Annotated in this window: 16 protein-coding genes; 6 read left to right on the top strand and 10 right to left on the bottom strand. The window is 74.0% G+C overall.

What is annotated here, in order from left to right; genetic code table 11:
* Window positions 1-58 precede the first annotated feature (58 nt).
* The gene (locus ACN20G_RS00610) at window positions 59-967 is read left to right on the top strand and encodes an aminoglycoside phosphotransferase (protein WP_424210702.1); all 909 of its coding nucleotides are present in this window, start codon (window positions 59-61) and stop codon (window positions 965-967) included.
* Here ACN20G_RS00610 and ACN20G_RS00605 read toward each other — a convergent pair.
* Window positions 885-1,385: a nucleotidyltransferase domain-containing protein gene (locus ACN20G_RS00605; protein ID WP_424210701.1), complete on the bottom strand. Its 501-nt coding sequence runs from the start codon at window positions 1,383-1,385 to the stop codon at window positions 885-887. The two genes, ACN20G_RS00610 and ACN20G_RS00605, sit on opposite strands and share 83 nt — an antisense overlap.
* A 122-nt stretch (window positions 1,386-1,507) precedes the next feature.
* Here ACN20G_RS00605 and ACN20G_RS00600 point away from each other — a divergent pair, with 122 nt between their 5' ends.
* Window positions 1,508-2,461: an aldo/keto reductase gene (locus ACN20G_RS00600; protein WP_424210700.1), complete on the top strand. Its 954-nt coding sequence runs from the start codon at window positions 1,508-1,510 to the stop codon at window positions 2,459-2,461.
* A gap of 68 nt (window positions 2,462-2,529) precedes the next feature.
* Here the strand turns inward: ACN20G_RS00600 and ACN20G_RS00595 are convergent, their stop codons facing one another.
* Together ACN20G_RS00595 and ACN20G_RS00590 are read right to left on the bottom strand one after the other, a co-directional pair.
* The gene (locus ACN20G_RS00595) at window positions 2,530-3,432 is read right to left on the bottom strand and encodes an ABC transporter permease (RefSeq protein WP_424210699.1); all 903 of its coding nucleotides are present in this window, start codon (window positions 3,430-3,432) and stop codon (window positions 2,530-2,532) included.
* Window positions 3,429-6,245 (bottom strand): alpha/beta fold hydrolase, encoded by a 2,817-nt coding sequence (locus tag ACN20G_RS00590; protein ID WP_424210698.1) that lies wholly within the window; start codon window positions 6,243-6,245, stop codon window positions 3,429-3,431. The genes ACN20G_RS00595 and ACN20G_RS00590 overlap by 4 nt, the downstream gene beginning before the upstream one ends.
* A gap of 129 nt (window positions 6,246-6,374) precedes the next feature.
* Here ACN20G_RS00590 and ACN20G_RS00585 point away from each other — a divergent pair, with 129 nt between their 5' ends.
* The 3 genes from ACN20G_RS00585 (at window position 6,375) to ACN20G_RS00575 (ending at window position 8,922) form a co-directional block, all read left to right on the top strand.
* On the top strand, window positions 6,375-7,934 hold the full coding sequence (locus ACN20G_RS00585) for an ATP-dependent DNA ligase (protein WP_424210697.1): 1,560 nt from the start codon (window positions 6,375-6,377) through the stop codon (window positions 7,932-7,934).
* A gap of 62 nt (window positions 7,935-7,996) precedes the next feature.
* The gene (locus tag ACN20G_RS00580) at window positions 7,997-8,695 is read left to right on the top strand and encodes a helix-turn-helix domain-containing protein (protein WP_424210696.1); all 699 of its coding nucleotides are present in this window, start codon (window positions 7,997-7,999) and stop codon (window positions 8,693-8,695) included.
* A 62-nt stretch (window positions 8,696-8,757) separates the two neighbouring features.
* Window positions 8,758-8,922 (top strand): DUF6126 family protein, encoded by a 165-nt coding sequence (locus ACN20G_RS00575; RefSeq protein WP_424210695.1) that lies wholly within the window; start codon window positions 8,758-8,760, stop codon window positions 8,920-8,922.
* 237 nt (window positions 8,923-9,159) lie between these two features.
* Here the strand turns inward: ACN20G_RS00575 and ACN20G_RS00570 are convergent, their stop codons facing one another.
* From ACN20G_RS00570 to ACN20G_RS00560, 3 genes are all read right to left on the bottom strand, one after another.
* Window positions 9,160-10,113: an IS481 family transposase gene (locus ACN20G_RS00570; RefSeq protein ID WP_424210694.1), complete on the bottom strand. Its 954-nt coding sequence runs from the start codon at window positions 10,111-10,113 to the stop codon at window positions 9,160-9,162.
* 110 nt (window positions 10,114-10,223) lie between these two features.
* Window positions 10,224-11,621 carry a GntP family permease gene (locus tag ACN20G_RS00565; protein ID WP_424210693.1) on the bottom strand — a complete coding sequence of 466 codons (1,398 nt, stop codon included), beginning with the start codon at window positions 11,619-11,621 and terminating at the stop codon, window positions 10,224-10,226.
* Between the two features lie 51 nt (window positions 11,622-11,672).
* Window positions 11,673-12,167 (bottom strand): gluconokinase, encoded by a 495-nt coding sequence (locus ACN20G_RS00560; protein WP_424215310.1) that lies wholly within the window; start codon window positions 12,165-12,167, stop codon window positions 11,673-11,675.
* 207 nt (window positions 12,168-12,374) lie between these two features.
* Here ACN20G_RS00560 and ACN20G_RS00555 point away from each other — a divergent pair, with 207 nt between their 5' ends.
* Window positions 12,375-13,100, top strand: coding sequence for a FadR/GntR family transcriptional regulator (locus ACN20G_RS00555; protein WP_424210692.1), 726 nt, complete (start codon window positions 12,375-12,377; stop codon window positions 13,098-13,100).
* A 1-nt stretch (window position 13,101) separates the two neighbouring features.
* Here ACN20G_RS00555 and argS read toward each other — a convergent pair whose 3' ends face one another.
* The 4 genes from argS to arcC form a co-directional block, all read right to left on the bottom strand.
* Window positions 13,102-14,877 (bottom strand): arginine--tRNA ligase, encoded by a 1,776-nt coding sequence (argS, locus tag ACN20G_RS00550; protein ID WP_424210691.1) that lies wholly within the window; start codon window positions 14,875-14,877, stop codon window positions 13,102-13,104.
* Between the two features lie 170 nt (window positions 14,878-15,047).
* Entirely contained in the window at window positions 15,048-15,338 is a 291-nt protein-coding gene (locus ACN20G_RS00545) for a hypothetical protein (protein ID WP_424210690.1), read from the bottom strand.
* A complete protein-coding gene (locus tag ACN20G_RS00540; protein ID WP_424210689.1) occupies window positions 15,338-16,918 on the bottom strand; it encodes a YfcC family protein in 1,581 nt (526 codons plus the stop codon). Before ACN20G_RS00540 ends, ACN20G_RS00545 begins: the two co-directional genes overlap by 1 nt.
* Complete coding sequence (arcC, locus tag ACN20G_RS00535; RefSeq protein WP_424210688.1) at window positions 16,915-17,880, bottom strand: carbamate kinase; 966 nt, start codon at window positions 17,878-17,880, stop codon at window positions 16,915-16,917. The genes ACN20G_RS00540 and arcC overlap by 4 nt, the downstream gene beginning before the upstream one ends.
* Window positions 17,881-17,972 lie beyond the last annotated feature (92 nt).

The raw sequence follows: 17,972 nt of genomic DNA, 5'->3' as shown, positions 1-17,972 counted from the left end.
CGGCGCGGCCGACGCAATCGAGTGGCGTGCGGACCCCGTCGCGGGCGAAGGTGATCCGATGGCCCTCCCACCTCCGCCCCCCGTGCCGCCGGCCGCCGTCCTCGACGCCTTCGGGGCGCGCGGCCGGCCCGAACCCCTGCCCGGCGGTCAGGGCACCAGCGTCCGGGTCGGCGACCTCGTGTTCAAACCGACCGCGGCCGGACCCGCCGAGGCGGAATGGTTCGCGGCCCTGCACGAACGACTCGCGGGTCACCCCGGATTCCGGGTGCCGGCGCCCGCCCGCGCCCCCGACGGCCGGGCCCTCGTGGCCGGCTGGACCGCCGCCGCGCACCTGCCCGGGGAGCCCGGTCCGCGCGGCCGGTGGGCCGAGGTGATCCGCGCCGGCCGGGCCCTGCACGAGGCCCTGCGCGAAGAACCCGCGCCGGCCTTCCTCGCGGCCCGCACCGACCCGTGGGCCCTGGCCGACCGCGTCGCCTGGGGCGAGATCGAGCACGGCGTGCGCCCCGAACTCGCCGCGTCCTTCGCACGGCTGCGGGCCACCGGCGCCGGCGAGCCGGGCCGCCCGCCCACCACCCCGTCCCAACTCGTGCACGGGGACCTCACCGGCAACGTGCTGTTCACCCCCGGCCGGCCGCCCACCGTGATCGACCTCTCGCCCTACTGGCGTCCGCCGGCCTTCGCCGAGGCCGTCGTGGCCGTCGACGGGCTGCTCTGGCACGGGCTCCCGCACCCACCGCCCGACCCCGACGGCCAAGAGCCCCCGGACCGCGCGTACTTCCTGCTGCGGGCCCTGCTCTTCCGGCTCGTCGCCCTCGACGCCGGCCACGACCCCGGCCCGCTTCCGCCCGGGGAGGCGGAGCGCCTCGACCGGGTCACCCGTCTGCTCACGGGCGCGCCGGGGCGCAGGCCCGCAACAGGGCCGCCAACAGCCCGTCCGGATCGTGCAGGATCCGACAGCCGTCCGTGACCACGCGCCGGGTGCCCGCGTCCACCGGGTCCGTCGCCGCCCAGGACAGCGGGCCGAGGTTCACCTCCACCTCGGTCCCGCCGGGCGCCCGGAACCGGTGCTCGACCACCGGTCCCCACCGCGCCACCCGCAACGGCGGCCCCGAGAACCCGCACGCGGCCACCAACCCGGAGAAGTCCGGAACGGCCGGATCGGCCGTCAGGAACAGCAGGTCCACGTCCGAGTCCGCCCGCGCCGCCCCGCGCGCCCAGGACCCGGCCAACAGCGCGGCCGCGACCGCCTCGTGCCCGCGCGCCCAGCGGGTGGCCGTCTCGACCACCCGCGCGACCTCCGCCCGCCTCGCCTCCGACGGCCCCCCGCCGTCCGCGCCGTCCCGCCCGCTGTCGTCCCGCCCGCTGTCTTCCTGTCCGTCGATCATGGCACCAGTGTGCCGGTCGTGTTGCCTCCGGCGTCGCGGGCCGGCCCCCGGTGGTCGACCGGGGGCACAATGGGCGCCGCGCGAGTCGCGCGAGCACGACGACGAGGGAGTGAACACCGGTCATGCGCTACCAACCGCTGGGCAATTCGGGTCTTCTGGTCTCGGCCGTGGGCCTCGGCTGCAACAACTTCGGCCGCCGCCTCGACCTCGACGGGACGAGGGCGGTCGTCGACGCCGCCCTCGACGCCGGGATCACCCTCTTCGACACCGCCGACATCTACCGGGGCGAGCTCGGCGGTTCCGAGGAGTTCCTGGGCCGGGCCCTCAAGGGCCGGCGCGACGAGGTGGTCCTGGCCACCAAGTTCGGGCACGACGCCGTGGACCTCGGGTACGGGCCGGCGGCCGGGGCGCGCGGTGGGCGCGGCTACATCCGACGGGCCGTCGAGGAGTCCCTGCGCCGCCTGGAGACCGACCGGATCGACCTGCTCCAGATCCACACCCCCGACCCCCGCACCCCGATCGCCGAGACCCTCGCCGCCCTCGGTGAACTCGTCGCCGAGGGCAAGGTCCGCTACCTGGGCCACTCCAACTTCGCCGGCTGGCAGCTCGCCGAGGCCGCCCACACCGCCCGCGAACTGGGCCTGCCCCCGTTCGTCTCCGCCCAGAACCACTGGTCCCTGCTGGAGCGCGGGGTCGAACGCGAACTGCTGCCCGCCGCCCGCCGCTACGGGGTCGGCGTCCTGCCCTACTTCCCCCTCGCCAACGGCCTGCTCACGGGGAAGATCCGGCGCGGCGCCCCGGTCCCCGACGGCACCCGCCTCGCGGGCCGCGCCGAGTACGTCACCGAGGAGCGCCTCGACCTGGTGGAGGCCCTCGCCGGGGTCGCCGAGGCCCACGACCGCACCCTCCTGGACCTGGCCTTCGGCCGGCTGCTGGCGCACCCGGCATGTGGCTCCGTGATCGCCGGCGCCACCTCGGCCGCGCAGATCGCCGCGAACGTCGCGACCCTCGACCGTCCGTGGACCCCCGAACTCACCGAGGCCGTCGACGCCGTGCTGCCGCCGCTCGCCCCCTGAGCCCGGACGCGAGGGCGCCCCGGGGATCCGAGACCCCCGGGGCGCCCTCGCGCGTCACGGCCGCGTGCTCAGGACACCACGTCCTTGCGCGCGAAGCCCCGGAAGGCCAGCGCGAACAGCACCAGGGCCAGGGACACCGACACCGAGGTGCCCTTGAGCATCCCGGTCCACTCGATCTGCGGTTGCAGGGCGTCCGCCCACGCGAACTGCCAGTGCGCCGGCAGTAGCTCGCGCCAGGACCCCAGCGCCGTCACGGCGTCCAGCACGTTGCCGACGATCGTCAGGCCGACCGCCCCGCCCACCGCGCCCAGCGGCGCGTCCGTCCGGGTCGACAGCCAGAACGCCAGGCCCGCCGTCACCAACTGGGACACGAACACGAAGGCCACCGCGAGCGCCAGCCGGGGCAGGATCGCCCCCGCGCCCGCCAGCGCGCCGCCCGTCGGCAACTGCAACGGGCCCCAGCCGTACGCGGCCGTGCCCGCCGCCAACGCCACCACCGGCAGCAGCACCAGGGCCGCCAGGCTGAAGCCCAGGGCCACCACCAGCTTGCTCCACAGCAGCCGGGCCCGGGGCACCGGCGCGGCCAGCAGGTACCGCAACGAGGACCAGTTCGCCTCCGAGGCCACGGTGTCCCCGCAGAACAGGGCCACCGGGACCACCAGCAGGAACCCCGCCGACACGAACAGGCAGGTGGCCGCGAAGTTCGCGCCCGAGGCGGTCGCGGTGTCGATCAGCGAGACCCGGCCCGTGCCGCCCCGGTCGTCCTCGGGCCCGCCGCCCACCGCGAACGCGATGATCAGCACGAAGGGTAGCGCCGCCAAGATCCCGCCCATCACCAGGGTGCGGCGCCGACGCCACTGGCGCATCGCCTCCACCCGGATCGGCAGGGTGCGCCCCGCCCGGTACCCCGGGGCGACCACGGCCCCCTCGGTCGGTGAACCCACCCGTTCCCGGGTCCGTTCCGCGGTCACGCGGCACCTCCGATCAGGGTGAGGAACGCGTCCTCCAGCCGACGATGCGGACCCACACCGCTCACCGGCACCTCCAGTCGCACCAGTTCCACGATGAGTTCCTCCGCGTCCAGCCCGTCCAGCCGCACCAACAGACCCTCCTCCGCCGGCACCGCCGACTCCACCCCGGACAGGGCCGCGACCTTCGCCACCAGCCCGGCGTCCACCGGCTTCGTCGTCGTCACCAGCAGGGTGTCGCCGGAGCCGACGATCTCGGCCACGGGCCCGGCCGCCACCCGCCGACCCCGGTCCATCACGACCAGGTCCGTGCAGGACTGCTCCACCTCGGACAGCAGGTGGCTGGAGACGATCACGGTGCGCCCGGCGGCGGCGTACCGGATCATCACGTCCCGCATCTCGCGGATCTGCGGCGGGTCCAGGCCGTTCGTCGGCTCGTCCAGGATCAGCAGGTCCGGAAGGCCCAGCATCGCCTGCGCGATCGCCAACCGCTGCCGCATGCCCTGCGAGTACGTGCGCACCGCGCGCTCCAGCGCGTCGCCGAGCCCCGCGATCTCCAGGGCCTCCTCCAGGTGCGCGTCCTCGGCCGGGCGTCCCGTGGCCCGCCAGTACAGGTCCAGATTGGCCCGGCCCGACAGGTGCGGCAGGAAGCCCGCGCCCTCCACGAAGGCCCCGACCCGGGAGAGCACCGGCGCCCCCGGCCGGATCGGCTGCCCGAACACCCGGATCTCGCCGGCGTCCGGAGAGATCAGCCCCATCAACATCCGCAGGGTGGTGGTCTTGCCCGCGCCGTTCGGCCCGAGCAGGCCCAGCACCTGCCCGCGCTCCACCCGGAAGGACAGGTCACGCACCGCGTACCGGTCCTTGGCCTTGGCGTAGCGTTTCGTCAGCCCGACGATCTCCAGGGGCACCGAGGCGTCCCCGACCGGCCCACCGGCCGCTCCGCCGGACGCGACCCCCGGGGCCCCGCCCTCGGGACGCCCGCCGCGCGGTCGACGGCGCACGCCCAGCAGCGCGGCGGCCACCAGCACCGCCCCCGCCGGCAGGGCCCAGGTCCACACCGGCAGCCCGGACTCGGCCGAGTCCAGACCGGCCGCCACCGGCATCGCCAGCGGTCCCGCCACGGCCACCGTGTACGCGGCCGGGTCGGCCGGGCTCGCGTACCCCAGGTCCGTGGCCGACAGCACCAGCCGCAGCCGGTGCCCGGCCTCGAAGGAGTGGTCCACGGCCGGCAGCCGCACGGTCACCGTGCGGCCCGCACCCGCGTCCTCGATCCGGATCGGCGCGACGAGCTGCCGGGGCAGCACCTGCCGGCGCCCGTCCGGGGACACGTCGTACACCTTCGCGAACAGCACCGCCGCGCCGTCCGGCGCCGTGGAACGCACCCGCACCGACACCGAGGGACTGCCCGTGACCCGCAGGTCGGACTCCAACGGCGCCGATTCGAAACGGGCGTGCTGCCCGGGGAAGTCCAGGGCGAATCCGGTGCCCAGACCGGCCAACTGCCCGCCGATCCCGGGCAGCGCCGACAGGGCCGGCGGCGAGCCGCCCGGGGGATTGGCGAAGGTCTGCTCCCGACCCGAGAGCGCCACCTCGCGGGGGCTTGAGTCCAGCCCCGGGTAGCGGTCCCCGGTCGCGCCGCGCAGGGTGACCGCGCCGTTGGTGGAGTCGATGCCGCCGGTGCGGCTGACCCGGAACGCCGGCCCGGTGTCGACCTTCTCGTCACCCTTGAGGTACCGGTCGAACCAGGCCGTCACCCGGCCCTCGATCCGCGCCGACTCGTCCGGCCCGCCGTCGTGACCGCCGGCCTCCCAGTCCACCGACACCGGGGCGCCGTTCGCGCTCACCGCGCGCGCCATCGCGTCGCCCTGGTCGAGCGGGAACAGGGAATCGGACTGCCCCTGCACGATCAGCGTGGGCACCTTGATCCGGTTCCCGACCGCCGACGGACTGCGCGCCGCCAGCAGCTCCCGGGCCGCCGCGTCCGGTCTCCCGGCCACCGCCACCCGGTCGTACATCGCGCACAGCGCCGGCTGGAACCGACCGCAGCCCGTGCCGGCCGCCGGATCCGGGGCCGCGGACACCCCGCGCCCCGAACCCGGCCCGCCCGCACCCGCACCCGTGCCCGGGTCCGCCGAGCCCGAGCCCTCGCCCGTGCCCGCGCCCGGACCGACGGGCAGCCCGCCCGCCGCGCCGGTGGTGAAGAAGATCCCGGCCCACAGCTTCTTGAACACGCCCTGCGGGAACAGCGCGTCGGCCAGGTTCCAGTACGTGATGCTCGGGGCGATCGCGTCCACCCGCGCGTCGTACCCGGCGGCCAGCAGCGAGATCGCCCCGCCGTAGGAGGCCCCGGCCACCCCCACCCGGGGGTCCCCGGCCTTGTCCAGGCGCACCTCGGGGCGCTTGGCCAGCCAGTCGATCAGCCGCGAGACGTCCTTCACCTCGTACGCCGGGTCGTTCAGCCCGATCGAGCCCCCCGAGCGGCCGAAACCGCGCGCGGACCACGTCAGCACCGCGTACCCGGAGCGCGCCAGCCCCTCGGCCTGGGCACGGACGTCCTCCTTGGACCCGCCGAAGCCGTGGGCCAGGAGCACGGCCGGTCGCCGCTCGCCCGGATCGCCCGCGGTGAAGTACGAGGCGTCGATCTCGGCGCCCGGCATCGGGAACCGTTGGTCCTCGCGGCGCACGTCACCGGAGCTCCCGGAGGAGTCGGCGGCCGAGGCCGCGGCCGGACCGGTGCCCGCGACCAGGGCCAGGGCGGCGGCGACCGCCCACAGCCGGGCCCGCCTGCGGGACAGAGGTGGTCGGATCTTCATGCTCGAACCCTATGCGTCCGGGCCGCCCGACCCGAGAGACCCCAGGGTGATCTCGGGCCCGGCGCGTACCGCGTCCGCGGTACGCCGCGCCGACCTGCGGGCCGCGGGGACAGCGGGCAGGATGGCCGCATGCTGCTGGCCGAGGTCGCCCGTACGTCCGCCGGGATCGCCCGCGCTCCCGCGCGCTCCGCGAAGCTGGCCGCCCTCGCGGACCTGTTCGCCGCCGCTCCCGACGCCGAGCTGCCCCTGGTGGTCTCCTGGCTCGCCGGCCGCCTCCCGCAGGGCCGTCCGGGCATCGGATGGCGCGCCCTGTCGGTGCAGACGCCCCCGGCCGCCGGGCCCGCCCTGACCGTGCGCGAGGTCGACGCCGCCGTGACCGCCTGGGCCGAGGCCGCCGGACCCGGGGTCCGGGCCCGCCGGGCCGGGATCCTCGCCGAGCTGCTCGGCGCCGCCACCGAGGAGGAGCAGCGCTTCCTGCGCGCCCTGCTCTCCGGCGAGGTCCGCCAGGGAGCGCTGGACGCCCTCGCCCTGGAGGCCCTGGCCCGGTCCGCCGACGCTCCCGTGGCCGCCGTCCGCCGGGCCGTGATGCTCGCCGGATCCCTCCCCGAGGTGGCCGGGGCCCTGCGCGCCGAGGGCCCCGCGATCCTCGACGGGTACGTGCTCACCGCGGGCCGCCCGGTCCGCCCCATGCTGGCCGGCAGTGCCCGCACGGTCGCCGAGGCCGCCGACGGGCTCGGGCCCTGCGCGTTGGAGGAGAAGCTCGACGGCATCCGCGTGCAGGCCCACCGGTCGGGGGAGACCGTGCGGATCTGGAGCCGGGCGCTGGAGGAGTTGACCGGGCGGCTGCCCGAGGTGGTCGAGGCCGTCCGCGGCCTGGACTGCGCGTCCTGCGTGCTGGACGGCGAGGTGATCGCGGTGGGCCCGGACGGGCATCCGGTGTCCTTCCAACGCGTCGCGAGCCGGGTCGGCACCCGCTCCGATCCGGACGCCGCCCGGGCCGCCCTCCCGCTCACCCCCTTCTTCTTCGACCTGCTCGCCCTCGACGGCCGCCCCCTCGCCGACGCCCCCACCGTCGTGCGGCACGCGGCGCTGGCCCGGCTGGTGCCCGCCGAACACCTCGTGCGCCGGCACGTGCTCCTCGACCCCCGGGACCCGGCCGCCCTGCGCGCCGCCGAGGACTTCCGGGACGAGACCCTCGCACGCGGCCACGAGGGCGTGGTCCTCAAGGCCCTCGACGCCCCGTACGAGGCGGGCCGGCGCGGCGCGCGCTGGATCAAGGTCAAACCGGTCCACACCCTCGACCTGGTGGTCCTGGCCGCCGAATGGGGCCACGGTCGGCGCACCGGCACCCTGTCCAACCTGCACCTGGGCGCGCGCGGGGCGGACGGCGGATTCGTCATGCTCGGCAAGACCTTCAAGGGCCTCACCGACGCGATGCTGCGCGAGCAGACCCTGCGGCTGGGGGAGCTGGCCCTGTCCGACGACGGGTTCACCGTCCGGGTGCGCCCGGAGTTCGTGGTGGAGATCGCCTACGACGGACTCCAGCGCTCCCCGCGCTACCCGGCCGGGGTCGCCCTGCGGTTCGCGCGTGTGCTGCGTCACCGGCCCGACAAGAACGCGGCCGAGGCGGATACCGTGGAGACCGTCCTCGCGCGCGATCCGCGCGTCACCGAGGAGCCCACCCCCTGAGCTTTTTGCCTCCGAGGCAAGCAGCCTTGCCTCGGAGGTAAAGCTCTGGCTCAATTCGGAACATGAACCCCGGTCCTGCCCCCGGCCGCCCGGACCTCCCCGAGGCCGACACCCCGCCCGACGAGGCCGCGCCCGACGAGGCCGCGCCCCCGGGCGAGGACCCGAGCGCCGGCGTGGACCCCGAGCTGCCCACCGTCGCCCCGCGACTGCGGGCCCTGCGCCAACGCGCCGGACTCACCCTGGAGGCCGCCGCCCACCGCGCCCGGCTCTCCCCGGCCCACCTCTCGCGCCTGGAGACCGGCCGCAGACAACCCTCCCTGCCGCTGCTGCTCGGCCTCGCCCGCACCTACGGCACCACCGTCTCCGACCTCCTCGGCGAGAGCGCCCCCGCCGCCGACCCCGTGGTCCGCGCGGGCGGACCCGGGGCCCGCGAGGCCGACGGCTGGACCTACTGGCAGGCCGGGGCCGCCGGACGCGGCATGCAGGCCCTGCGGGTGCACGTGCCGCACGGCCGGCCACAGGTCGAACTGGTCCGCGTGCACCCGGGGGAGGAATGGCTGTACGTGCTCAAGGGACGGCTGCGGCTGCGGTTGGCCGACGCCGAGTACCTGCTGGAGCCCGGCGACAGCGCGCACTTCGACTCCCTGACCCCGCACCGGATCGGCGCGGCCACGGCCGCCGGGGCGGACCTGCTCTTCGTGCACACCCTGCTCCAGAGCAGCCTCGCCGGCCTCTGCCTCGGCGGCGACCCGCACGCCTGAGCCGCGTGCCCGCGCCGCCCGTCCCGTACCTCGTCCCACCACCCCGCACCCGAGGAGACCCCATGTCCGACGGCGACCCGTTGACCCCGGCGCACACCGTGCGCGACCGCCTCCAGACGAAGTTCCCGCGCGGCCTGGTCATCCGCCTCGTGGCGTACCTGTTCGTTGGGCACCTCTTCGCCTTCTTCGTCTACCTGCTCTTCGCCCTGGGCGGCCAGAACCAGTAGCCCACCGCCCGAGGACCCGGCCGCCGCCCTCGGGCGGCGGCCAAGGCCGTCTCTTTCGGATCTTGCCTGGCCCGCGTCGTCTGGCACCGCACCTCGCCGCGTTGTCGCAACACCCTCGTACGCCCAGTACGAGGGCATCGTCCCCCGGCCCTTGGGGGCCGGGAGGTGCCCCCACCGCCTTGCGATGCACGGCGCCAGACGACGCGGGCTTAACCGGCAATATCCAAAAGAGACGGCCTAGGTGTGTTGTTCGGACAGGTTGGTGGCGCGGCTGGCGGGTGTTTGGCCGTGGATGCCGGTGTGGGGTCGGTGGTAGTTGTACCAGTGGATCCAGTCGGTGAACTCTTCTTGGCGCTCGTGGTCTGAGGTGTAGGGCCGGTGGTAGGCCCATTCGTCGAGGAGCGTGCGGTGGAAGCGTTCGACCTTGCCGTTGGTCTGGGGGCGCCAGGGTCGGGTCCATCGTGGGCTGATGCCCAGGTCGTGGCAGGTGTTGCGCCAGGTGTTCCTGCTGTAGGCCCAGGCGTTGTCGGTCAGGACGCGTTCGACGGTGATTCCCAGGGATGCGAACCAGGCGGTGGCCCGGGTGAGGAAGCCGGCGCAGGTGGGGGCGGTCTCGTCGGGGAGATCCTCGGTGTAGGCCAGGCGGGTGTGGTCGTCGAGGGCGGTGTGGAGGTAGGCCCAGCCCGCGCCGGTCTTGTGGCGGCGGCCCGCTGCCCGTCCGAGGGTCTTGTGGCCGCTGCCGTCGGGGATCCGGCCGAGTTTCTTCACGTCGACGTGGACGAGTTCCCCGGGCCGGGCACGTTCGTAGCGGCGGACGGGTTCCCCGGTGGCCCGGTCCAGGGCGGCCAGGGGCGGCAGGCCGTGCCGGGCCAGGATCCGATGGGCGGTCGAGGGCGCGATGCCACATCGGACGGCCAGGCGCAGTGGGCCGGTTCGGTGCTCGCGCCGCAGGCGCAGGACCTGGTCCTCGATCTCCGCGGCCGTTCTTCGGGGTTGGTGGTGGGGGCGGCTGGTGCGGTCACTCATTCCGGCGACACCCAGGAGTCGGTAGCGGCCGGCCCAGCGGGCCGCGGTGGTGTGGCTGACCTGGAAACGCTCGGCCGCCCGACGCAGGGGCCAGCCGTCGTCGACGACACAACGGGCCAGTCGCAGGCGTCCGGTCTCGGTCAGCGGGGCGTTACGGTGGACCACGAGGGCCTCCAGTCGCTCGGTGCAGATGTCGCAATCCACACCGAACCCGGAGGCCCTCACCCATTTCAACAACCCAGCACGCGTGTCACCAACGTCCCGGGACAACACACCTAGACGACGAGCGAGATCAGCAGGACGAAGACCAGGCCGCACACCGAGATCAGGGTCTCCATCACCGACCAGGTCTTGAGGGTCTGGCCCACCGTCATCCCGAAGTACTCCTTCACCAGCCAGAACCCGGCGTCGTTGACGTGGCTGAAGAAAAGCGAGCCCGCGCCGATCGCCAGCACCAGCAGCGAGGTCTCCGTGGTGGACATGCCGGCCGCCAGCGGGGCCATCAGCCCGGCCGCCGAGATCGTCGCGACCGTGGCCGAGCCGGTGGCCAGCCGGATCGCCACGGCGATCAGCCAGGCCAGCAGCAGGGTCGGGATGGCCCAGCTCTTCGACAGATCCATGATCATCTGTCCGACGCCCACGTCGATCAGGGTCTGCTTGAAGCCGCCGCCCGCGCCCACGATGAGCAGGATCCCCGCGATCGGCGCCAGCGACTTCTCCACCGTGCCCGCGATCCGGTCCCGACCGAACCCGGCCGCCCGGCCCAGCGTGAACATGCCCACCAGCACCGCCGCCAGCAGCGCGATCAGCGGGGACCCCGCCACGTCCGCGAACTTCCGCACCCCACTGGCCGGGTCCTCGACCACGATGTCCACCAGGGCCTTGCCCAACATCAACACCACCGGCAGCAGCACCGTGGCCACCGTCGCCCCGAAACCCGGACGCCGCTCCAACTCCTCCGAGGGCCGCTGCGGGATCATCCGCTCCGGCGCCGGGATGTCCACCCACCGCGCCGCGTACCGCGCGAACAGCGGACCCGCCACGATCACGGTCGGGACGGCTATCAGCACGCCGAGGCCGAGGGTCACCCCGAGGTTCGCGTCCAGCGCGTCGATCGCGACCAGCGGCCCGGGGTGAGGCGGGATCAGCCCGTGCATCACCGACAGGCCGGCCAGGGCCGGGATCCCGATCCGCATCAACGAGTGGCCGCCCCGCTTGGCGATCAGCAGCACCACCGGGATCAACAGCACGATCCCTACCTCGAAGAACAGCGGCAGCCCGATCACCGAGGCGATCACCACCATCGCCCACGGCATCGCCCGGCCCTTGGCCCGGGCCAGGATCGTGTCCACGATCTGATCGGCCCCGCCCGAATCGGCCAGCAGCTTGCCGAGGATCGCGCCGAGCGCGATGAGCACGCCCACCCCCGCCACCGTCGAACCGAGCCCCGAGGTGAAGGACCCCAGGGTCTTGTCCAAGGGCGCTCCGGCGGCCACCCCCAGGACCAGGGACCCCAGGGTCAGGGCGAGGAAGGCGTGCAGGGAGAGGCGGGTGATGAGCAGGACGATGACGGCGATGCCCGCGAGCACGGCGAGCCCGAGCTGCGCGTTTCCGGCCGAGGTGATCGGTTCGGTGGCAGCCGCGGCCAGAGTCTCGACGCTGAGACCGGTCATGGGGATTCCTTGGCTGGGTCGGGGTGAAGGGGTCGGGGTGTGAAGGGGAGGTCAGCGGGTGGCGCGGCCGAGGAGGGGGGCCAGGGCCGCGAGGGCCCGCGCCGTGATCTCCTCGGGGGAATCGGTCACGTCCACGGCCGCGCCCGCCTCGTCCGCGTGCAGCGGTTCGAGGGTGGCGAACTGCGAGTCCAGCAGGCTGGTGGGCATGAAGTGGCCCGTGCGCGCGCCCATCCGCGCCTCGATCACGGCGCGTTCACCGGTGAGGTGCAGGAAGACCAGATCGGCCCGGGCCGCGCGCAGGCGGTCCCGGTAGCTGCGTTTCAGCGAGGAGGCGGCGACCACGCCGCCGCGCCCGCCCCGGTCCCGGATCCAGTCGCCGATGGTGTCGAGCCACGGCATCCGGTCCGCGTCGGTGAGCGGGGTGCCGGCCGCCATCTTGGCCACGTTCGCGGCCGGGTGGAAGGCGTCGCCCTCCGCGTAGGGCAGCTCCAGGGCCTCGGCGAGCAGTCGGCCCACCGTGGTCTTGCCGGTGCCGGCGACTCCCATCACCACGATCACCGGGCCGGTGGGCGGGGGGCTCTGGGGCCCCGGGCCACGGGTCTTGCGCACGGTCCGTACCTCGCTGTCCTCGTCGACTGCGGTCCGTGCTCCCACTCAAGCGCATTAAGTACGACTTATTCAAGGGGTGTGGCCCAAAACATCACACCTGATCATCGGAGCGCCCGGTACCCGTCCCACCCGTACGCTTGCCCCATGACCAGCGCAGGCGCCGCCGACGACCGGACCCCGGGCCCCGGACTCCACGCCCACGTCCTCGACACCCTCGGCCTCGCCATCACCGCCGGCGCGCACCCGCCCGGCAGCGTCCTGCGCACCGACGAGATCGTCCGCGACCTCGACGCCTCCCGCACCGTGGTGCGCGAGGCCGTCCGGGTCCTGGAGGCCATGCACCTGGTGGAGTCGCGGCGCCGGGTCGGCGTCATCGTCCGTCCCGAGGCCCAGTGGAACGTCTACGACCCGCGGGTCATCCGGTGGCGGCTGGCCGGCGTCGACCGGCCCCGCCAACTGCGCTCGCTGACCGTGCTCCGCTCGGCCGTGGAACCCGTCGCCGCCGGCCTCGCCGCCCGGCTGGCCCGGCCCGAGCAGTGCGCGGCCCTCACCGAGGCCGCCCTCGGCATGGTCAGCACCTCCCGCGGCCACCGCCTGGAGGAGTACCTCGCGCACGACATCGCCTTCCACCGGATCGTCCTCGACGCCTCCGGCAACGAGATGTTCGCCCGGCTCGGGGACGTGGTCGCCGAGGTCCTCTCCGGGCGCACCCGGCACGAGGTGATGTTCCACGACCCCGACCCGGCCGCCGTCACCCTGCACGTCCGGGTGGCCGAGGCCATCCGGGAGGGCGACGCGGACCGGGCCGAGGCCCTGACCCGCGACATCGCCGTCGGCGCCCTTTCGGAACTCGACGTGCTGGCCCCCTGACTCAGAGGCGTTCGGGCGCCGCGATCCCCAGCAGCCCCATCCCGGTGGACAGGGTCCGCCCGGTCAGCTCACACAGCAGCAGCCGGTTCTCCACCACGGCGCTCGGGTTGCGCGCGTCGAGCACGTGGCAGGCGTCGTAGAACGAGGTGAACAGCGAGGCCAGCCGGTACAGGTAGGCGGCGAGCTTGTGCGGGGAGTGCTCGCGCGCCGCGTCCTCGACCACCGTGCCGAAGGCGTCCAGGTGCAGCCCGAGGGCCCGTTCGGCCGGGGCCAGGGCCAGCTCGGGGTGCCCGACCGGCCCGGTGTCCCCGGCCCGTCGCAGGATGGAGCGGACCCGGGCGTGGGCGTACTGGAGGTACACCGAGGTGTCCCCGTGCAGCGAGACCATCTGGTCCAGGTCGAACTTGTAGTCGCGGATCGCGGAGGTGGACAGGTCCGCGTACTTCACCGCGCCGATGCCCACCCGCGCGGCCCGCTGCCCGACCTCCTCCGGAGCCAGGTCCCGGGCCTTCTCGCGCACCACGACGGCCGCCCGTTCGATCGCCTCGTCCAGCAGGTCCACCAGGCGCACCGTCTCGCCCTCGCGGGTCTTGAACGGCTTGCCGTCCGCGCCGAGCACCGTGCCGAAGGCCAACTGCACCGCCCGCACGTTGCCGTTCAACCAGCCGGCCCGGCGGGCCGTCTCGAAGACCATCCGGAAGTGCAGCGACTGCCGCGCGTCCACCACGTACAGGAGGGTGGAGGCCCGCAGCGCGCCGACCCGGTCGCGGATCGCGGACAGGTCGGTGGCGGCGTACCCGTAGCCCCCGTCCGACTTGCGCACGATCAACGGCACCCGGTTGCCGTCCGGGCCGAGCACGTCGTCGAAGAACACGCACAGCGCGCCCTCGGAGATCTCCGCGACCCCCGCCTCCTCCAACAGCCGACAGGTCTCGTCCAGCATGTGGTTGTAGCCGGACTCGCCGACCACGTCCGGATCGCGGATCTCCACGTCCAACTTCTCGAACACGGAAGAGAAGTAGAGCTTGGACTCGTCCACGATCTTCTGCCACAGCGCCAGGGTGACCTCGTCGCCTGCCTGGAGGTCCACCACCCGGGCGCGGGCCCGGGTCTTGAACTCGGGGTCGGAGTCGAAGAGGGTGCGCGCGGCCTTGTAGAGCCGGTTCAGGTTCGACATGGCCTGGGCGCCGGACTCCTCGGTGGAGGCCCGTGCCGTCTCGGAGCGGTCGAGTTCGCGCGGGTGCTCGATCAGGTACTGGATCAGCATCCCGAACTGCGTCCCCCAGTCCCCGATGTGGTGCCGGCGCACCACCTTCTCGCCGGTGAACTCCAGGATCCGCACCATGGCGTCGCCGATCACGGCCGAGCGCAGGTGCCCGACGTGCATCTCCTTGGCCACGTTCGGCTGCGCGTAGTCGATGACCGTGGTGCCCGGCCGGTCGGCGGGGGCCACGCCGAGCCGCGGGTCGGCGGCGCGGGCCGCGAGGTTCGCGGTGATCGCCGCGTCCCGCACCCGCAGGTTCACGAACCCGGGGCCGGAGACCGAGGCGTCCTCCAACAGCCCGGCGCAGTCGACCGATTCGATGACCCGCTCGGCCACCTCGCGCGGGTTCGAGCCCAGTCGCTTGGCGAGCGGCAGGATGCCGTTGGCCTGGAAGTCGGCCCGGTCGCTGGCCCGCAGCATCGGGTCCGCGCCCGCGAAGGCCGGCAGGGCGCGGGCCACCGCCTCGGCGAGTCGACGGTGGGCGAGGTGGGCGAGGGTGGGCACGGCGGTCACGGGGATCTCCTGTCGGACGGTGCAAGGCGGTGCAAGGCGGTGCGGGACGGGGTCGGGGACGGACGGGGTCACGGGGTGGGTGGGTTCGGTGCGGGTTCGGCGGGTGGGGACGCGAAAGGCCCGCCCGTCACCGGCGTTCGTGCGCCGGTGACGGGCGGGCGGTGGGGTGTTCAGGACTCCGCCTCCACGCGGAAGAACCGCAGGACCTTGCGGGCCCCCTCCCAGCCCCGGCAGACGACCAGGACCACGTCGTTGCCGGCCACGCAGCCCCGCACGTCGAGGCCGGGGGTGGTGTCCACGAGGGTGGCCACGTAGCGGGCGGCTCCCGGCGGGGTGTGCAGGACCAGGGTCTCCCCGGCCTGCCCGGCCCGGATGACCATGTCCCGGGCCGTCCCCTCGGGGTCGACGTCCTCGCCGGCGGGGGGCGGGGTGGGGGAGGTCGCGGTGGCGGAGCCGGGCATCAGCCCATCACCGCCCCGAGGAGCATGAAGCCGACGCAGACCGCGAGCAGGGTCGCCATCAGCGGCCACATGAACCGCAGGTACTTGTCGTAGCGGACCTTCGCCAGGGCCAGGCCGCCCATGATGACCGCGGAGGTCGGGGTGACCAGGTTCACCCACCCGGAGGCGGACTGGTAGGCGGTGACCACCATCGCCCGCTGCACCCCGGCGAAGTCGGCGAGCGGTGCCAGGATCGGCATCGCCAGCGTCGCGTGTCCGGAGGAGGAGGGTACGAAGAAGGCCAGCGGGATGTTGACCAGGAAGGTCAGCACCGCGAAGACCCCCGAACTGGTGCCCTCGATCGCCTTGTTCAGCGCGTGCAGGATGGTGTCGGTGATCTGCGCGTTGTTCATGATGACCGTGACGCCGCGCGCCAGGACGATGATCAGGGCCGCGCCGATGAAGTCGCCCGCGCCCACCGCGATCGCGTCGACCGTGCCCTTCTCGCCGAGGCCCGCGATCAGACCGATCACGATGGCGGAGACGATGAACAGGCCCGCCAGCTCCGGGAAGTACCAGCCCAGGGTGGGCACGGCGGTGATGCCGAAGTCCGACCACGGGATGACCGAGAAGATCATCAGGACGAAGGTGGCGGCGAAGACGCCGATCACCGCCTTCTGGCGCCCGGTCAGCGGCGGCAGCTCCCCGCCGGAGGACACGGCCTCGTCGCCGGCGTGGCCGACCAGGGAGGCCGAGGGATCCTTGGCCACCTTGTTCGCGTACCGCAGGACGAAGAAGATCGCGATCGAGGTGAGCACCGCCCACATCAGCAGCCGGACCACGATGCCGTCACCGGTGCCGATGCCGGCGGCGGCGGAGGCGACACCGGTCGCGAACGGGTTCACGGTGGAGGCCAGGGTGCCTATGCCCGCGCCGACCATGATGATCGAGGCGCCCACCATCCGGTCGTAGCCCAGGCTCAGGGCCAGCGGCACGACCAGGGCGTAGAACCCGAGGGTCTCCTCCGCCATGCCGTACGTGGTGCCGCCCAGCGAGAAGACCACCATCAGGGCGACCACGAGCAGGGTCTTGCGGTGCGCGAGGCGCTGGGCGAGCCGCCCGATGGCCGCGTCCAAGGCCCCGGACTTCATCGCCACGGTGATGAACGCGCCCACCGCCAGGATGAACAGGAACACCGCCGCCGCGCCCATCAGCGCGCCCTCCCCGCCGGGAGTGGTGTGCCCCTCGGCGGTGATCCCGTAGAGGCCGTTGGCGGGGGAGAGGAACAGGTCGCGCAGCCGGTCCATGAACCCGGCCGTGCTCTCCACCGTGTGGTAGGAGCCCGGGATCGGGGCCCCGTCCTCGTTCAGCTTGTAGGCGCCGGCCGGGATCAGGAAGGCGAGGAGCCACACGCCGAGGGTGACGACGCCCAGGACGGTGAAGGCGGTCGGGAACTTGAAGTTCCGTTCCTTCTTCCCCTCCGGGGCCGACTCCCCGGAATCGCCCGGGGGCCCCGTGACCTCGGCGGCCTCGACCTCGGCCCTGACCTCGACCTCGGCCTCGCCCTCGGAGCGGGCCCCGGCGGGAGTGGCGGTGCTCATGAGACCGCTCCCTCGGGGACTCGGGCCGGGCCGGCCTGCTTGCCGACGTAGCTGCCGCTGGGCGTGACGATCGTCCCGGCCCAGCCCTGGATGATGTCGACGACCTCGTCGAGGGCGCCGATCGCGGCCATGTCCCCGGTCAGTTCCACGAACCGGCACACCGCGTCGACCTTGGGGCCCATGGACCCGGCCGGGAAGTTCTCGGCGCGCAGCGCGCCCGGGGTGCTGTGGGTGATCTCCTCGGCCTCCGGGGTGCCGAAGCCGCGGACCACCCGGGGCACGTCGGTGAGGAGGATCAGCGCGTCGGCCTCCAGGGCCTCGGCCAGCAGCGCGGCCGTGAGGTCCTTGTCGACCACGGCCTCGACCCCGGTCAGCATGCCCTCCTCGTCACGGATCACCGGCACGCCGCCGCCGCCCGCGCAGACCGCGATCGCGCCCTGGTCGAGGAGTTGGCGGATGAGCCGGGTCTCGACGATCCGCTGCGGCAGCGGCGAGGGCACCACGCGCCGCCAGTACTCGCCGTCCTGGCGTACGGTCCAGCCGCGCTCCTCGGCGAGCCGTTCGGCCGTCTCCCGGTCGTAGACCTGGCCGACGAACTTCGTCGGGTTCGCGAACGCCGGGTCGGCGACCGACACCAGCGTCTGGTTGATGAGGGAACACACCTGACGGCCCGGCAGGGCGTTCTGGAGGGACTGGAGCAGCCAGTAGCCGATCATGCCCTGGGTCTCGGCGCCCAGCACGTCGAAGGGGTACGGGCAGCTCAGCGCCGGGTCCGCGGCGCTCTGCAGGGCGAGGACCCCGACCTGGGGCCCGTTGCCGTGGGTGACGACCAGCTCGTGCTCCTCGGCCAGCGGGGCCAGCGCGGCCACGGCGCGGCGCACGTTGGCCAGCTGCACGTCGGCGTCGGGCCTGTCGCCCCGCTTGAGGAGGGCGTTGCCGCCGAGGGCTACCACTACACGCACGTTCTTGTCTCCGATCGGGAGAGGGGGAGGGAGGAAGACGAAGGGGGAGGGGGAGGGGGAGGAAGAGCGCCGGCCCGGCGCGCGGATCGGGG

The organism is Streptomyces dryopteridis (assembly GCF_049606955.1).
In the GTDB taxonomy this organism is placed as follows: Bacteria; Actinomycetota; Actinomycetes; order Streptomycetales; family Streptomycetaceae; genus Streptomyces.
The sequence above is the reverse complement of the archived record's forward strand: the minus strand, read 5'-3'. Positions and strand labels throughout refer to the sequence as shown.

Coding starts and splice junctions, on each gene's coding strand:
- ACN20G_RS00610 (WP_424210702.1), top strand. CDS start 59: ATGGCCCTCCCACCTCCGCCCCCCGTGCCGCCGGCCGCCGTCCTCGAC.
- ACN20G_RS00605 (WP_424210701.1), bottom strand. CDS start 1,385: ATGATCGACGGACAGGAAGACAGCGGGCGGGACGACAGCGGGCGGGAC.
- ACN20G_RS00600 (WP_424210700.1), top strand. CDS start 1,508: ATGCGCTACCAACCGCTGGGCAATTCGGGTCTTCTGGTCTCGGCCGTG.
- ACN20G_RS00590 (WP_424210698.1), bottom strand. CDS start 6,245: ATGAAGATCCGACCACCTCTGTCCCGCAGGCGGGCCCGGCTGTGGGCG.
- ACN20G_RS00585 (WP_424210697.1), top strand. CDS start 6,375: ATGCTGCTGGCCGAGGTCGCCCGTACGTCCGCCGGGATCGCCCGCGCT.
- ACN20G_RS00580 (WP_424210696.1), top strand. CDS start 7,997: ATGAACCCCGGTCCTGCCCCCGGCCGCCCGGACCTCCCCGAGGCCGAC.
- ACN20G_RS00575 (WP_424210695.1), top strand. CDS start 8,758: ATGTCCGACGGCGACCCGTTGACCCCGGCGCACACCGTGCGCGACCGC.
- ACN20G_RS00565 (WP_424210693.1), bottom strand. CDS start 11,621: ATGACCGGTCTCAGCGTCGAGACTCTGGCCGCGGCTGCCACCGAACCG.
- ACN20G_RS00560 (WP_424215310.1), bottom strand. CDS start 12,167: ATGGGAGTCGCCGGCACCGGCAAGACCACGGTGGGCCGACTGCTCGCC.
- ACN20G_RS00555 (WP_424210692.1), top strand. CDS start 12,375: ATGACCAGCGCAGGCGCCGCCGACGACCGGACCCCGGGCCCCGGACTC.
- ACN20G_RS00545 (WP_424210690.1), bottom strand. CDS start 15,338: ATGCCCGGCTCCGCCACCGCGACCTCCCCCACCCCGCCCCCCGCCGGC.
- ACN20G_RS00540 (WP_424210689.1), bottom strand. CDS start 16,918: ATGAGCACCGCCACTCCCGCCGGGGCCCGCTCCGAGGGCGAGGCCGAG.